This window comes from Rickettsia rhipicephali str. 3-7-female6-CWPP (assembly GCF_000284075.1).
Lineage (GTDB): Bacteria > Pseudomonadota > Alphaproteobacteria > Rickettsiales > Rickettsiaceae > Rickettsia > Rickettsia rickettsii.
Window position 1 is genome coordinate 787,867 of sequence record NC_017042.1, and the last position, 15,068, is coordinate 802,934.

Below are 15,068 nucleotides of genomic sequence, written 5' to 3' on the forward strand. Positions count from 1 at the left end.
CTATTGTGGTAATTGATAATTTGTAATAACTACTTCATCAGATATTTTTATTGTGCTCGGGCATGGAATATTTAACCTTAATAGTACTAATATTAAAATTTTTGTATAAGTTTCTAATAAAGGAAGTGTCACTATTAAAAACCATTATTTTAACATTTTTATCATTAAGTTCTGCAGCAAAATCTTTAAGTCTCGTTTGCTCATTTTCATCAAAGGGTAATCTGGTATAAAACTTCTCACCTGATTTATGATAAGGAGGATCAAAATAAACAAAATCATTTTTTTGCGGTTCAATAAAAGAAAAATCCATCGCATAAATGTATGTGCCAGCTAAAAGCTGACTGCACTGTTTTAATCTAAAGGCAATATCAGATTTACTATAATTCCTACCAGAGAAAGTTTGAGCTGGTTTTCCATCAATGTTAATCCGGTAAATACCTTTAAATGAATATCTATTAAGATAGATAAATCTTGCAGTAATCTTCGCCGGGTCGTTACTGTCATTGTTACTTCTAACTTGATAATAATGTTCTTTAGAGTGTTTTTCTTTATGAGAGTCTAATAGTTTACTGACCTTATCTGGATTCTTCTTAACTGCGTTATAGGATGTTACTAGCTCGAGATTAATATCAGATAGGAAGCAATGTTTAAATTTATCTCTAACTTGAAAAAATAAAGCCCCACCACCAAGGAATGGTTCATAGTAATTATTTAGTGTGGACGGAAGAAACTTAATTAATTGATCGGTAATTTTTCTTTTACCTCCGACCCATTGTAAGAATGGTTGTACCTTGTTTGAGTTATTTACTGACATGAAATTATTATAAAATATTTATACTAAATTATAGTATAAAATAGGCTTAAATGCCAGCAAAATGCTGTATTACAAGGAATTTTGGTGTTTTTTGTAGCATAATTAATGCTACTGTTGATTTATATGTCATAGATAAAAAGTTGAGCAAACAAACAATAGTAATTTAGCACTGTCTCATTTGTGCAGCTGTTTGCCCAATTGTATAAAGATCTGTCAAAAAAGCTCTTAAATCCTCTGTACTTCAGAGAATTGTGGTGATATCTGTCCTTGTTAAGAGCGGCCGTGGTGCAACTCTAGTTCAGAGGTTAAACTAAAAACTACAAAATTTTATCACCTTAACCTCTGAGCTGTTTTCTTAACTTTAACAGCAAGGAAATGCTATGACAATTAATAATCAAAATCAACCAAAAGATAATAATAAATTTAAAAATATGGTGCAGCAAGCTTGGATATTGCAATTATCTCCTATATCTGTCACATTAATGCCATCTGATCAAGAATATAATTTTACAGCTCAGCATCAAGAATTAGAGCAAAAATTACAAAAGGCAAAGCATGAACTAAAAGAATCTAATATATTTAAGATAGATTTAATTAAAAATATTAGTAATAAATTAGATATATCATGTAATGAAATGCTCTCTGAGCTACTTACACTTTATGGAGTAGAAAAAGATCCTAATAAGAAGAACTCCTTATCTAATATTGTCATAGATTGTGCTAAGGGACTATTAGATTATTCTCATAATCTAGTGAGTTTTTTACAACAAGATACCAAATTAGTTCCCATAGATCTACAAGCTTGCGATCTAGAGCAATTAGTAAATGATACTGTTAATAAAATTATACCAGAAGCTAAGGATAAAGGTTTAGATCTTTTTTGTAATTTTCAGTACGACATAGCAAAGATTATTATTGGCGATAGTTACTGGATAGGAGCAATATTAGAACAATTAGTAGCTAATGCAGTTAAATTTACTGAAGCAGGCAAAGTTATTGTGACAATCAATCTATTTCCTACTACTATAGCTGAAGATAATAAAGAGATGGTGCTACAACTTATTATCCATGATACAGGTATTGGCATGTCTGAAGAAATACAGCGATATATTAGAGATCAGAATAGCGAATTTGATTCTGTAACTGGGTATAAAGGATTAAAATTAGGACTTAGTTTTGTTAAAAGACTTATCAATGAAATGCATGGAGATATTGAGGTAGAAAGCGAAGAAGGTAAGGGTACTACTATTACTATGTAATATACCAGTAAAATTACCTATATATCATCAATAATTACTAAATAACTTAAAGTCTTGTAAAATAAAATTTACAAGACTTCACTTAACTATCTATAAAACTATAGTCCTGGTAACCATGCTGTAGTAAAAATATCTTGACTATTATTAGTTTAGTTAACTAAACTAAAGGGATGAGTAAAGAATGGCGTAATATGGTTAAAAATCAAGTTAATTGTAAATACGAGGAGTCTTTAAATTGTTATTATAGTAAAAGATTATTACAAAAACTTTTACTACTAGATAAATATACAACAAATAAGATAGATTTTAATCAAGTTACTAAGGCTATTTACTATGCCAAAAAATATCACAATGGACAAAAACGCAGAACTGGAGAATTATTTTATACTCATTCTTTAGAAGTCGCCTATATGGTATCTGATTACATATTTAAAACTGATATTATTGTTACCGCTATATTACATGATGTTATTGAGGATACAGAATGTACGCAAGAAATGATAGCAGAAGCATTTAGTGATAAGATAGCAAGTTATGTTGAAGATTTAACTAGAATTAAAAAAGATCATAAGATTAGTGCCGTAGAAATGGTTAAGATATTATATATGCAAAAGAAGGATGATTTATTACTAATTAAGCTGTTTGATAGATTACATAATATACAAAGAACTAAGTCTCTTGACAAGATCTGGCAAACCACATCTGAAACTTTACAAATATTTTTAGCTTTAGCTGCTTATTTAAAAATACCTGAGATTGCGGGGCAATTAGAAAAACACTGCCTAGGTGTAATCTTCAATTATGAAATTTTACAGAGTGCTGTTACAAATAGGGAGAAATATTAATTTTATGAGCAAATGATTAGATATTCTTTAAAAAGCTCGTAAGTTATTAGTAATGATTTAAATCTCACCTTTGGAGATTTGAACGTATTTTCATAACTAAAATTTTCTTTTTTAAACATTTCTAGGGACTGTTGCGAGATACATTTTTGTTTAAAATTTTCTAATTTTAGAACGAAAGTATCAGGGTTTCAGGGCAGTTAAGTGCAAAGAAATATTTAATACCGTAAATTTAGATCAGTTAAAAAATATTAATACTAATATAACAATATTTATTAAGTATAGTTAAACTTTACAAAGTGTTGCCAATATAATCATTTTTAAATTTATCTATTTTCAAAAAAAATTATCAGAGCTTTGAAGCATATCGTAAAGGCATATTAAAGAGTTATTTTTATGTATTCTACATAAGAGATAATAGTTTCTTATACCGGTTTCTACATTAAAGTTCCTAAAGAAGAGTATAAGTCATAACAAACCGAGTATTATTAATAGTAGTAATTAACAAGATATAAAAGGATTGATACATGCCTAATGATTTATATTATTTTTATGAAAGTGATTTAAACAAAGGAAGCTGGACAGATTTTGTCAATAGTTTACCACACCATTTACAGGAAATGTTTAAAAACTCAATGGGAGAGGGGGTTGTTGGTAAAGGTCCTGCTAATGTGTTGCAAGGCTATCGTGGTCCTCATAATAATGGAACTAGCGGAGATAGTGGATATTTAGGTGCTAGTAATGGTTTACAAGAAGTAAGATATTGGTGGGGAGCATCAAAGCATATGAACTGGGTGCCTATAAGTGGATGGATAGCTTATGGTATTTGTAGCGCAATAGGAGATACCAATTGGCACAGTCTTTATTTTGACAGTAAAACTGGGGAGTGTTTAAGTCATAATAAAAATCAAGCGACTGAAAAACTCAATAACAAAGGTTGGCAATTATTTCAGGAGGGAAAATACAGTGAAGCTGCTGAATATTTCAATAATGCTTATCAAGCCTGTTCTTCTGGCTATCAAAATGAACAAACATTTAAAAATAATATAGACAAGGCAAAGGCCGAACTAGATGCTATAAACTTAAATTCTCAAGGCGATAATTTATTTAACCAAGGCAGGTATCACGAAGCTCATAGTAAATATCAGGAAGCGTATGATAAGTCTCAAGTTAGTACACAGTATAACAAATATAGCACTAATAGAGATAAGGCAAAAGCCGAACTAGATGCTATAAGCCTAAATTCCCAATCCTTCCTTCCAGATAAATCAATACCTAATGCCACATATACAGACTTATTGATAATTCGTTTATCTTGACGTACTTTTACTACTAAACAGTCAAAAAATATTATAGCATATACTCGATCCAATGGTCGGCTTTGCCATATCTTGACATCCTCAATTACATCATCAGTAATTTGACTTATCAAACTTTCGCTAACGTCAGCTCCATACAATTCTTGCATTTGAATCTTAATATCAGATAAGCTCATTCCTTTAGCGTATAACGATATTATTTTATCATCAAATCCTTCAATACGTCTTTGACGCTTTGGAATTAATGCAGGTTCAAATGTACTACTTCTATCCCTTGGAACCTCAATCTCTACAACTCCATTATTTGTTACTAGATTCTTTACATTCTTACCATTACGAACATTATCACTATCAGTATGACAATATTTATCATATCCTAAGTGATTATTCATCTCTGACTGCAATGCATTCTCTACAAGCCGTTTGGTTAATTGCTTTAATAAACCATCCTCTTTAAGTAATGTTGATATATCTGTATCATTATTTATTAATAAATCTATCGCTTGATTCATTGCTGCATTTTGTTTTTGGTCCATTATAATTTCTCCTTTTGTTATATTATATTTTTATATAACCTTTGAGAAATTCCCACACTTATTTGGACAGAGCCTCATTTATTGCAGAATAAACTACCTTTAAATCAGCTGTTACCGATTTTAAATCTTTATATGATACGTATTTTACAGAGTTTCTTACCATATGAACAATACACAGTTGTACTGTGGTTTTTGGGAAAATGCTATTTATTGCTTCTGGAAAACCTTTAAGACCATCAACACACGCAACATATATTTGTTCTACACCACGATTCTTCAGTTCTGTTACTACTTGCATCCAAAATTTAGATCCTTCATTCTTGCCTATCCAAATACCTAATAGTTCCTTCTTGCCTTCTATATTCACGCCAATAGCTAGATAAACTGCTTTATTTATTATATATGATTGTCTCTTGCCTTAACATGAATACAATCTAAGTACATTATAGGATATACACTATCAAGTGCTCTATTCTGCCACGCAGTAACTTCCTCTAAAATGCCATCAGTTACCTTTGATATTAACTCAGATGATACTTTGGTGGCAGTTTATAGTAAAGCCGGCTTTAAACAGGTCGGAGAATATAAAGCTCAAAGCGGGGCATTTAAAGGTAATACAAGTTATTTAATGATAAGAAATATATTAACATAGGCTTTACCCCAATTTCTACTTCTCATTTTTTGCTTTTTTTAAAATAGCTAGAAATGCCACATATAAAACTATGGTGGGATAAGGATATAGAATGGAGTTTAGAATTGATCGCACAAAAATACTCAAGCTATGTTAGAGGGTATAAGCTAGAAAATAATGAGCCTAAAAATATACACGCTTACATTATAGAAGCAGACCGTACTCCTATAGGATACATCCAAATTTACAATGCTTATGATTTTGAGCGTTCAGACCCATTAATAAACTTACCTTCAAAACTTACAGCACTTGATTATTTCTTTAATGCTTAGCTTCTGTGGACATTTAATAGAATAATCATAATTATGACTCTTTTTTTGCTGCAAATTATAAGATTTTTTTGAAATATGAATAACTATTCCTTCAAAAATCTTATTAATTTTCGCTAAAAAATACTTCAAAATAAAAAATCAATTAGAAATCTTCACAGAACCTAGATATATTAATATAGATTACGTGTAAAAAGAATTAGTGAGAAAATGCTAAAAGATCAGAATTTAGATATAGAAAGAAAGCGAGACCATATTGACATTAATCTTACGAAAAACGTTGAATCTAAGCTTAAAAGCGGTTTTGAATCTATTCAATTTATTCACAATGCATTACCGGAAATTAACTACGATAGCATAAATACAACTACTACTTTCCTTGGAAAATCTTTACAAGCACCTATCCTAATTTCTAGTATGACCGGAGGCACGACTAGAGCTAGAGATATTAACTATAGACTTGCACAGGTCGCTCAAAAAGCCGGTATTGCTATGGGGCTTGGCTCTATGCGGGTTTTGTTAACGGAACCGGATACAATCACGACATTTGCAGTAAGGCATATAGCTCCCGATATCCCTTTATTAGCCAATATCGGTGCAGTACAGCTTAATTACGGAGTGACACCTAAAGAATGTCAGTATTTAGTGGATGCTATTAAAGCCGATGCCTTAATTTTACACTTAAACGTGTTACAGGAACTGACTCAGCCGGAAGGTAATAGAAACTGGGAAAAGCTGTTACCTAAGATAAGAGAAGTGGTTAATTACCTCTCTATTCCGGTAATTGTTAAGGAAGTAGGATACGGTTTATCTAAAAAAGTTGCTGAGAGTCTTATTGACGCAGGGGTTAAGGTTCTTGATATTGCAGGGAGCGGTGGGACATCTTGGAGTCAAGTAGAGGCTTATCGTGCTACAAATTCGTTACAAAACCGTATAGCTAGTAGCTTTATTAACTGGGGAATCCCGACTTTAGATTCTCTAAAAATGGTGCGGGCAGTTTCAAAAGATATTCCGATTATTACCAGTGGCGGGTTAAAATCCGGCATTGACGGTGCAAAAGCAATTCGTATAGGAGCTAATATTTTTGGACTTGCCGGTCAATTTTTAAAAGCGGCAGATACTTCTGAAAGCTTGCTTTCCGAAGAGATACAATTGATAATCGAGCAGCTTAAAATTACCATGCTATGCACCGGATCACGCACTTTAAAAGATTTAGCAAAAGCAGAGATTAGGTTGTAGTAAAATTTATATTCATAATATATTGGCACCAAATTCAAAAATAACTCTTTCAGCCTTATAATCACTCATTTGAACAAGTTTAACTTCTTCAAGATAATTACCTTTGGTAAATTCGTTAATGACTTTCCGCCGAAATATTAATTCCGGTTTATTTTCCTTCCCATAATCCTTTATGCATTTACCAAATTTGCTTAGCTACTTGCCTACCAACTCCTTTATTTTGAAATCTTGCTATAATAAAAAAATGCCCCCATATTCCAATCGATTTTATAATGCGTTCCAACCTCATTAAGCAATATAAACCTGCTATTTCGCCATTTACTTTAATTCAATAGGCTTTCCTATCCGTTTCTATAAAATATTTTTTGTAATCATCAGCTTCATATAAACCATCTCGTGGCAATGTCCAATCATACTCATCTGATTCAAACCCACAATAACGCGATATATCATATATATAAAACCGTGCCATATTTTGGATTAGAGGGTAATCAGCAACGGTTGCAGTGGTTAAACGTATATTCATTTACAGATTCATTCTTCATAACTCTTTTCTTAAATATATATTTAGCCATTTCTCCGGAATTATGATAACCTAGCACTTCATAAAATATATGCGTACTGTCTGTCTTTAGCACGTCGATAACCAGAAGTAAGATCAACGATTACGGGGCTATATTTTTTTGCTATTTCTTCTAAATATTCCATAAGCTTTTTACCTATTTGCTTTCCCCAATAATTCTCATCAATAACTAAAACTTCAATATGAATTCTAGTTTTATCTGAGACGAAAAGCAGCGATTTAGACCAAGCAATAAATCCAACTATTTTATTATCTAAACTAGCTAAAGCAACACCATACCCCTCACGATTTATAAAATTCTTAAAACGTGCTGTTAATTCTTCTGAACTAGAAGGATAGCCAAGTTGAGCCATCAAAGGTAAAATATTTGTAATATTATCAGGAGATGCTAAACTAATATTTACACTACTCATAATTATCCTTTTTCTCTTCGTTTCTTTAACCTAGCTAAAGCTTTTGGACTAGGTAAATAGCTTTTTAATTTCGTAGGAATTCTTCGGTTAATTTAAATTGTGCTATTCCTATAGGTTTTTGCAAGCTTTCTATAGCGTATTCTACTGTAATATTTCGTTTTGCTTCACATAGAATTACTCCAATTGTAGGATTATCAGTTTCATCTTTAATTTTATGATCTACTAAATTTAAATAAAAATTTAGTTTTTCTGCATATTCCGATTTAAATTTACCTGTTTTTAATTCAATAACAACATAGCATTTAAGTTTAACATGATAAAAAACTAAATCTAAGTAATAATCCTCTCCTTCTAATTCTATATGGTATTGATTACCTATAAATGCAAAATCTTGACCGAGTTCTAATAAAAAATCCTTAATATTATCTATTAGCTTATTTTCTAGTTCTCGTTCTAAAATATTTTCTTTAATATCTAGAAATTCTAAATTATAAGGATTTTTTATAATTGATTTTGCTAAATCAGACTGCATTGCCGGTAAAGTATGTCCAAAATTATTTATACTTTTCCTGATCTTGCGTATAAATTGCTTTTAATTTGCAAGGTTAGTACGTTACATGATCAACCGTTTTCTATAGTTTTTTATGCATACCAAAGCCTTTCAGTATGATTTTTAACTTTTGAGAAAATGACTATATGATATCCCCAGGGAATTTCTCCAACAGGCTGTTGGAGGATTTGTTCATCGTTATATTCTTCAGCAAATTGCCTCATATAAGAAATATTTTGATAAGATAATCTTTTCATTTCAGGAAATGCTTTTAATAAGTCCTTAGAAATATTTTCTACAACTTTTGCTCCCCACTTCTCAAGCTTTTGACGTTTAATTATTTGAAAACCAATATTTCAATATAGTTTTATCAATTCTTTATTTACGCTTAAATGTGCACGAATTCATGTTTGCTTGATTTCTAGCTTCAGATTCTCAATTAAATCGTAGTATGATTTGTAATCTAAAATATTATTCATTTACTCAATATTATTTGTATGCTCTACAATCTTCTCTGCTAAAGCACTTGCCGTTAGATCACTAACATCTATTTCTAACAAATGAGGATGCGTTATATTAATTAACTCTGCGTTTCCTTCAATATTCAAAGATTTATAACGCAAAACTCTATCGGGCCTTTGTATTCGTTTATTATTTTCCTCTGCTGAAATAAGTAGTTTTACCGGTACAACAAGAGAGTCACGCTGCAAAGCCATATTTTCTACTTGCTTAAAAAGCTTATGATCACCTTGATTATCTTCTAAGACATTGGTTAATATATAACTATTAAAAGGTTCTTGCACGATAAACTCAAAAACATGATCTCTAATACGTCCGATTGTATCCTATACAAATTCTGGAATCTTCTTAAAACCGTCACATCCAAGCAAAGCAAAAATAGGATTATTAATTAACTGATTATCACATATAACATAACCGCTTTTGCTAAGCTCTTTCGCTATAGTATATTTACCCGTCCCGGACTTTCCTATTAAATAGATAATATTTTAGAGGCAATTTCTATAGCCCCTAACTTTGAGCTATCGAACCAAGTATTATAGAAGTTTCTACAAAATTCAAAAACATCATATTGTCCACTCTGTCATCTTACAAAATCTTCCGTTAAGAAGAGATTGTCAGTTCTAGTTTTTAATCTTTTTAATCGTTCTTCAACCGGACAAAAGATTCCTAAAAAGGTTATTTTGTAACCATTTAGATATTTAAGATAAAATTTAGCAAGTTCTTGAGCATCCGGACCATCTAGTACCGTATCGATTACAATATTAAAATTTTTATCTAATAATGCTTTTGCGATTGTAAGCAATATCAACTCAACAATTCTTCTTCTTGCTAACCTATTATTATTAAAAAGACCTTTTAGTCTATCATCATTGTTTTCAGTGCCGGCTTCATTTTCTGCAAACTTAAATTCTGTAGGAAAAATCGTACTATAAAACGCTCCGACTTTATCAATTTGTAAATGAATAAATTTATTATTAGATTGCCTACAAATTTCTTTGGCTATTGTTGTTTTACCTGCACAAGAAGGACCGTTGATTATTATAACTTGATTAATATTTAAACTAATCTCAATTATGATATAATAAATCGTCCCATAAGTAGTTTATTTACTTTTAAATCTTTCTTCAAGTTCCTTATCTAAAAGCCAAATATGTTCTTTTTCTAGTATTTCATAACGTAATTGTTCTTTTTCTTTATCAAGAATAGGCAAGGAGGCTATTTTAGCAGCTCCGTAATGAATACCCTGAAAATCAATATTCAGTTCATGGCAAATTTTTTCAACCGATTCAAGGAATTTTTAAACTATCATCAATAAAAATAATCTTTTTAAAATGTAAATTTGATTTTTCAAGAACAGAGTTTTAAGCACTAAACCTTTATCTGCAGAGGCGGTTAAAATAACTTCTGATTTTAACATAGGAATACCGTCTTTGTTTTTAAATTCCGGAGAAATCATATCTTCTTTAAAAGGTGAAGTATTGATAAAAGAAATATCTACTTGTTGTAGGTATTTAAATCTAAATTTTTCCATTTCGGTTATATAACAATGTTTACCGGTCCACCATCCCGTTAAAGCAATTGCCGGAATATTTCGTTGTTCTAGGTGGTTAATTAAGTCTTTCATATTTGAATTAACAGGCTGAACTCTGCGAATTTTAAAAATGGAGCTGAATAAGTATTTAAGTTCATCTTCAGAATATTTTTCTTTTAGTTGCTTAGTTAGTTCTTTTCTAATGGGAGCATTAAAGGCAAATACATCGGTCGGCATAACCAATACAATACTTAGTCCACATCAAAAATAACTTAAAGTATCTTTATCAGCTTTATTTACATACTCTTCTATTAATTCAAAGTCATTAGTAGGGATGATTCCAGCGCAGCAGTTATAAGATAAACAAATTAATCTTAAGGGAATAACATTTAATATTTCCTATACCCCCAATACTGAAAAAGACTGTTTTAATCAGTCTTTCCCTATTATTCATATTAAAACAGATGCAAAATATAATGCTTGACTTCACATAATTCGCACTGATTGCTCGGATAAGGAATTACAAGAGTTTATAGACGGTTATATAAAACTCAATTACCCATTTTAGACTTTAGAACAAGATTTTTATGATTCTCCTTTATGGTGCTACACACTTTTCTCTAAACCTTTATCTTATTGGATCGGTCACGTTTATGCCATTAAAATTGATCATGAGCGTAAAACAATAAAAGTTATAGACGGTATCAAATTGGGGTTTAAGCTCTCGTATTTTCCCATTAAGCCGCAAATGATTTTACCATCGCCGCTTAGTTTAGAAGACTGGCAAGAGGATTGGACTATTTTTAAAGAAGAATTAAAAGGATATACAACGAATTAAACTATCATTCATATTTAGCAATTTGATGCCATATATCACTGACTTCTTTTTTCCATGATGAAGACCATTCGCCTTTAACTATATTTCGCACAGAATTTAAATATTCTTTTTTTTTCTTCAATATCCATATTAGGCAAAAGATCCCATAAAACTTTGTTTGGATAATAGTCTGTTAATGCTTTTTCTTGATTGAATTTGAAGGCATCAAGACTGCTTGTTAAAGGACTAATTAATACAAAACCTCTACGACCTAGATGTCCCCTGCAATATGATCATTTAAATCTTCGTCCGATGCTAAACTCGGTACAGAATATCATTTTAAATATGGCTTTACAAATTCAAGGTCTTCAGAAGCAAAATGTTCTACTACACTTAATAAATATAAAGCATCTTTTATTAATTCTTTAATTGGCGGAGCTTTAATATTTTTATACAAAAATGTATCTATTAAAATACGTCTTTTTGCTTCTTCTTCAGTTTGTTTTTGCTATTTTATAGCTTTCTTACAATTATCACATGAAACAACTAGAGTTATTGTTATGATTACATACATATAGGACCCAATAGAGCAAAACTCGTTTCTCCATAAACATAGCTATAATAATTTCTACTCTTTAGCTTAATAACTAAATTTGTATCTCGGCAGTATTTACAGAATAATTTATGATGCGTAACAAGCGGAAATAAACTAACTAAAATATTGTGAGATACGTTAACATTAAGTTCTTCTAATAAATTAGCTATTTTCTCATAGTTATAATAACGTTTTATTAAATCTTTGATTTGTTCTTCTGTTAAATGTTATAAATCCTTATGAGCCACAACTTAATATAAATTATAACTTATAAAATTATAGCTGTAATAGAACAAATAATATAAATATACAACTATTTTTATTATAAAAGTAAAAATAGAAATTAAAAGACTATCAATATGAGGTCATTAGTAGACGATAAGCTTTGTAAAAAGCTTTTAGACTTTATAAATGTAATAACAAATGCATATGAAACTTTTAAATACTCGACAGTGGAAACCTTGATTACTATTTGGCTTTCCGGTTCGATAAACTACAAAAATTGGCTAACTGTCCAGACTAGAGCGTGGTGTACGTTAGTATTACAGAAAAAAGATATTTTTGTTTAGGTACAGTTTTGATGGTAATATTTTAACAGTCCGTTTTACGTTCCGAGATAATCCATATAAGAATTTTTGGAGCAGGATACTGGCATAAAGGTAAGAGAATTTATGAGCAAGAGAATAAAATACACTGATGGGGAAATAGGGGAAGTAAAAATAGTAAAAGATTTCTTGCCGCACCCTAGAGAACTTTTATTAAAAGATGATTCAGTAAAAGTAACCATTTCTTTAAGTAAAGAGAGCGTAGAATTATTTTAAATCATAAGCAGCAACTGCACATGTTCCTTATCAAAAAATGATTAGGATTTTACTAGATAAATATACTAAGTATTATAAAGAAAATAAACGAGCATAACATACTCTTCTACTTTTAAGAATTGCTCTTTGTTATCTTCATGAATTCACGTACTCACTTATTAAGTATAAGCTGTACACACTCACCATTTGATAACAAATTCAATTCTTGAAATCATTCGAATATACCATAAACTGAGCTGGCGGAGAGAGGGGGATTCGAACCCCCGACACGTTGCCGTGAACACGCTTTCCAGGCGTGTGCCTTAAACCGCTCGGCCATCTCTCCAAAATTTTTAGCATTGCCTATATGGCTTCCTATGTCATTCTCACAAGGTATTGATGTTGTTGCATAGAGTAAAAAGCCTACTCGATATCATCCCAGCGAAAGCGAGGATCCAAAAAAATAAACCTATAAAAACAAGTTTTTTGTAGGTTTTACTGGATTCCCGCTTTCGCGGGAATGACATAAAATGATCTATGCCGCAAAGCCTTTAGTCGCTTGCAATGACGACTCGGGTATCCATACGACAAAGCTAAGACTTATTCTGAGAAAAAATATTATTAGCTTCTTCTAGCTCATTTTTAGTATTAACACCAACAATTAAATCATGATCAGTAGATAATAAATATGAAACTTTTTCACCGTGATTTTTACATATTTTTACTATTTCAGTTAAATAAACTTCCTTATGACCGTTAGTATTAGTAGCAAATAAAGGTAAGTATTTATTTAAAATTTCGCTACTGAAAGCCATAATACCTGAATTACAAAGCTTTATGTTTTTCTCTTCTTCGCTTGCATTTTTATGTTCGATTATCTCTAAAAATTCACCATTTTTATCAGTAGCTATTCTTCCATATTGAACCGGATTTGCTCTCTCAAAGCTTAAAGTCACTAATGCAGAATTAGTAAGGCTTAAATAAGCTATTAATTCATGCATAAGTTTTGGAGTAATAAGAGGATGATCAGCGTATAAAACTAATATTGTTTTATTTTTATTAATTAAATCTATTGCTGCATAAGTAGCATGAGCCGTACCTTTAGGTTCTTCTTGCAGTACAAAGCGACACATATTTTCATAGGGCATTAAATGTTTTTTAAGTTCTTCTGAATATACTATAATTACATCATTTGTGACGTTAAGCGAATTCTTTAATACCGTTTCAAGCATTGGAACTCCACCAACTTTATGCATTACTTTCGGTAAATCGGACTCCATTCTAGTACCTTTACCGGCTGCTAAAATAATTATTTGATAATTTGCATCGTTATAAGTCATGGTTCTCCTTGTATTATTTCGTAAACATCATCAGATAACTCATAATTCCCAAAAACTCTTTGCACATCATCGCTTTCTTCTAAAACTTCCACAAGCTTTAGTAATTTTTCAGCTTTTTCCTTATCATCTATAATTATTGTATTTAATGGGATCCAGCCTATATACGAATCTTCAGGTATGCCGTATTTGCCAGTTAAAAATTCTAGAACTTTAGAGAAATTTTCAATATCCGTATAGATTGTATGGGTGGTATCATCGGATATAATATCATTCCCCCCGGCTTCTATGGCTGCCTCTAAAACATCTTCATTAGATGCTATATTTATTGGATACTGAATAACTCCGCAATGGTTGAATAAATAATTGACACTACCGGTTTCGCCTAAACTCCCACCATATTTAGTAAAACTAGAGCGTACTTCTGCAGCAGTGCGGTTTTTATTATCGGTTAAAGCTTCAACTATTATAGCAATACCATTCGGTGCATAACCTTCATATCTAATTTCCGTATAATTTTCGATATTAGAAGAATCATTAGCACTATTAATAGCTTTATCTATTCTTTCTTTAGGGAGATTCTGACTACGTGCGGTGGTTAAAGCATTTCTAAGACGTGGATTATTTTCAGGGGTATTAGAAGAACCGGTTTTAGCTGCAGTAACTATTTCACGAATTAATTTAGTGAAAACTTTTGCTCTTTTTTTATCTTGAGCCCCTTTACGATGCTGAATATTTTTGAATTTTGAATGACCGGCCATATTTATTTCTTTTCTTTCAAAAGTAGTATTATAAATACTCTGAAGTAAAATGAAAAGTAATATACGAAGATCAACTTGAAAAAGAGCAAGGAGTCTGCAAACCGAGGAGCGGAGCATATAATAAACACTCAGCATCCGAGGACTTACAAAGACAACGTAGCTAATTTTTCAAGTTCATCGAGTATATTTT

Annotated in this window: 12 protein-coding genes, 1 tRNA gene and 8 pseudogenes; 7 read left to right on the plus strand and 14 right to left on the minus strand. The window is 31.0% G+C overall.

What is annotated here, in order from left to right; all coding sequences use genetic code 11:
• Positions 1 to 814, minus strand: a pseudogene (locus MCC_RS04280) (DNA adenine methylase).
• Between the two features lie 380 nt (positions 815 to 1,194).
• On the opposite strand from MCC_RS04280, the gene MCC_RS04285 reads away from it, so the two are divergent.
• From MCC_RS04285 to MCC_RS11675, 3 genes are all read left to right on the plus strand, one after another.
• Complete coding sequence (locus MCC_RS04285) at positions 1,195 to 2,073, plus strand: sensor histidine kinase (protein WP_014408688.1); 879 nt, start codon at positions 1,195 to 1,197, stop codon at positions 2,071 to 2,073.
• Positions 2,074 to 2,243: 170 nt separating this feature from the next.
• A complete protein-coding gene (locus tag MCC_RS04290) occupies positions 2,244 to 2,918 on the plus strand; it encodes an HD domain-containing protein (protein ID WP_014408689.1) in 675 nt (224 codons plus the stop codon).
• Positions 2,919 to 3,442: 524 nt separating this feature from the next.
• A complete protein-coding gene (locus MCC_RS11675; protein ID WP_041405424.1) occupies positions 3,443 to 4,234 on the plus strand; it encodes a tetratricopeptide repeat protein in 792 nt (263 codons plus the stop codon).
• Here MCC_RS11675 and MCC_RS08075 read toward each other — a convergent pair.
• Positions 4,165 to 4,770 (minus strand): annotated as a pseudogene (locus MCC_RS08075) (IS256 family transposase); the annotation flags it as partial. The gene MCC_RS11675 and the pseudogene MCC_RS08075 sit on opposite strands and share 70 nt — an antisense overlap.
• 82 nt (positions 4,771 to 4,852) lie before the next feature.
• Positions 4,853 to 5,307 (minus strand): annotated as a pseudogene (locus MCC_RS07235) (IS256 family transposase); the annotation flags it as partial.
• On the opposite strand from MCC_RS07235, the gene MCC_RS07240 reads away from it, so the two are divergent.
• The 3 genes from MCC_RS07240 to fni all read left to right on the plus strand — a co-directional run bounded on the left by MCC_RS07240 (position 5,270) and on the right by fni (position 6,969).
• On the plus strand, positions 5,270 to 5,422 hold the full coding sequence (locus tag MCC_RS07240) for a hypothetical protein (RefSeq protein WP_014408692.1): 153 nt from the start codon (positions 5,270 to 5,272) through the stop codon (positions 5,420 to 5,422). The pseudogene MCC_RS07235 and the gene MCC_RS07240 overlap by 38 nt on opposite strands.
• Positions 5,423 to 5,475: 53 nt before the next feature.
• Positions 5,476 to 5,733, plus strand: a complete 258-nt coding sequence (locus MCC_RS04305; RefSeq protein WP_014408693.1) for a GNAT family protein — start codon at positions 5,476 to 5,478, stop codon at positions 5,731 to 5,733.
• Between the two features lie 207 nt (positions 5,734 to 5,940).
• Complete coding sequence (fni, locus tag MCC_RS04310) at positions 5,941 to 6,969, plus strand: type 2 isopentenyl-diphosphate Delta-isomerase (protein ID WP_014408694.1); 1,029 nt, start codon at positions 5,941 to 5,943, stop codon at positions 6,967 to 6,969.
• A gap of 328 nt (positions 6,970 to 7,297) precedes the next feature.
• On the opposite strand, the pseudogene MCC_RS04315 reads toward fni, so the two are convergent.
• The 8 genes and pseudogenes from MCC_RS04315 to MCC_RS10890 all read right to left on the minus strand — a co-directional run bounded on the left by MCC_RS04315 (position 7,298) and on the right by MCC_RS10890 (position 11,842).
• A pseudogene (locus tag MCC_RS04315) lies at positions 7,298 to 7,514 on the minus strand (hypothetical protein).
• Positions 7,511 to 7,965: pseudogene (locus MCC_RS04320) on the minus strand (GNAT family N-acetyltransferase). The pseudogenes MCC_RS04315 and MCC_RS04320 overlap by 4 nt, the downstream one beginning before the upstream one ends.
• A gap of 64 nt (positions 7,966 to 8,029) precedes the next feature.
• Positions 8,030 to 8,615 (minus strand): annotated as a pseudogene (locus tag MCC_RS04325) (PDDEXK nuclease domain-containing protein).
• 55 nt (positions 8,616 to 8,670) lie between these two features.
• Positions 8,671 to 8,868, minus strand: a pseudogene (locus tag MCC_RS10375) (DUF1016 N-terminal domain-containing protein); the annotation flags it as partial.
• Positions 8,869 to 8,994: 126 nt separating this feature from the next.
• Entirely contained in the window at positions 8,995 to 9,231 is a 237-nt protein-coding gene (locus tag MCC_RS04330; protein ID WP_041405515.1) for a hypothetical protein, read from the minus strand.
• Positions 9,232 to 9,617: 386 nt separating this feature from the next.
• Positions 9,618 to 10,124: a phosphotransferase-like protein gene (locus tag MCC_RS04335; protein ID WP_331270640.1), complete on the minus strand. Its 507-nt coding sequence runs from the start codon at positions 10,122 to 10,124 to the stop codon at positions 9,618 to 9,620.
• 210 nt (positions 10,125 to 10,334) lie between these two features.
• Positions 10,335 to 10,805, minus strand: a complete 471-nt coding sequence (locus MCC_RS08970) for a DUF2608 domain-containing protein (RefSeq protein ID WP_041405425.1) — start codon at positions 10,803 to 10,805, stop codon at positions 10,335 to 10,337.
• Positions 10,806 to 11,719: 914 nt separating this feature from the next.
• A complete protein-coding gene (locus tag MCC_RS10890; protein WP_014408702.1) occupies positions 11,720 to 11,842 on the minus strand; it encodes a hypothetical protein in 123 nt (40 codons plus the stop codon).
• A gap of 809 nt (positions 11,843 to 12,651) precedes the next feature.
• On the opposite strand from MCC_RS10890, the pseudogene MCC_RS10380 reads away from it, so the two are divergent.
• Positions 12,652 to 12,898, plus strand: a pseudogene (locus MCC_RS10380) (CopG family transcriptional regulator).
• A 140-nt stretch (positions 12,899 to 13,038) separates the two neighbouring features.
• Here the strand turns inward: MCC_RS10380 and MCC_RS04350 are convergent.
• The 3 genes from MCC_RS04350 to MCC_RS04360 form a co-directional block, all read right to left on the minus strand.
• Positions 13,039 to 13,126: transfer RNA gene (locus MCC_RS04350), tRNA-Ser, on the minus strand.
• Between the two features lie 247 nt (positions 13,127 to 13,373).
• Entirely contained in the window at positions 13,374 to 14,120 is a 747-nt protein-coding gene (locus MCC_RS04355) for a sugar phosphate nucleotidyltransferase (RefSeq protein ID WP_014408705.1), read from the minus strand.
• Positions 14,117 to 14,878 (minus strand): YebC/PmpR family DNA-binding transcriptional regulator, encoded by a 762-nt coding sequence (locus MCC_RS04360; RefSeq protein WP_014408706.1) that lies wholly within the window; start codon positions 14,876 to 14,878, stop codon positions 14,117 to 14,119. Before MCC_RS04360 ends, MCC_RS04355 begins: the two co-directional genes overlap by 4 nt.
• Positions 14,879 to 15,068: the final 190 nt, after the last annotated feature.

What these genes read in the sequence shown, in the direction of transcription:
- MCC_RS04285 (WP_014408688.1), top strand. Translation starts at nt 1,195, where the DNA reads ATGACAATTAATAATCAAAATCAACCAAAAGATAATAATAAATTTAAA.
- MCC_RS04290 (WP_014408689.1), top strand. Translation starts at nt 2,244, where the DNA reads ATGAGTAAAGAATGGCGTAATATGGTTAAAAATCAAGTTAATTGTAAA.
- MCC_RS04330 (WP_041405515.1), bottom strand. Translation starts at nt 9,231, where the DNA reads ATGGCTTTGCAGCGTGACTCTCTTGTTGTACCGGTAAAACTACTTATT.
- MCC_RS04305 (WP_014408693.1), top strand. Translation starts at nt 5,476, where the DNA reads ATGCCACATATAAAACTATGGTGGGATAAGGATATAGAATGGAGTTTA.
- MCC_RS11675 (WP_041405424.1), top strand. Translation starts at nt 3,443, where the DNA reads ATGCCTAATGATTTATATTATTTTTATGAAAGTGATTTAAACAAAGGA.
- MCC_RS07240 (WP_014408692.1), top strand. Translation starts at nt 5,270, where the DNA reads ATGCCATCAGTTACCTTTGATATTAACTCAGATGATACTTTGGTGGCA.
- MCC_RS08970 (WP_041405425.1), bottom strand. Translation starts at nt 10,805, where the DNA reads ATGCCGACCGATGTATTTGCCTTTAATGCTCCCATTAGAAAAGAACTA.
- fni (WP_014408694.1), top strand. Translation starts at nt 5,941, where the DNA reads ATGCTAAAAGATCAGAATTTAGATATAGAAAGAAAGCGAGACCATATT.
- MCC_RS04360 (WP_014408706.1), bottom strand. Translation starts at nt 14,878, where the DNA reads ATGGCCGGTCATTCAAAATTCAAAAATATTCAGCATCGTAAAGGGGCT.
- MCC_RS04355 (WP_014408705.1), bottom strand. Translation starts at nt 14,120, where the DNA reads ATGACTTATAACGATGCAAATTATCAAATAATTATTTTAGCAGCCGGT.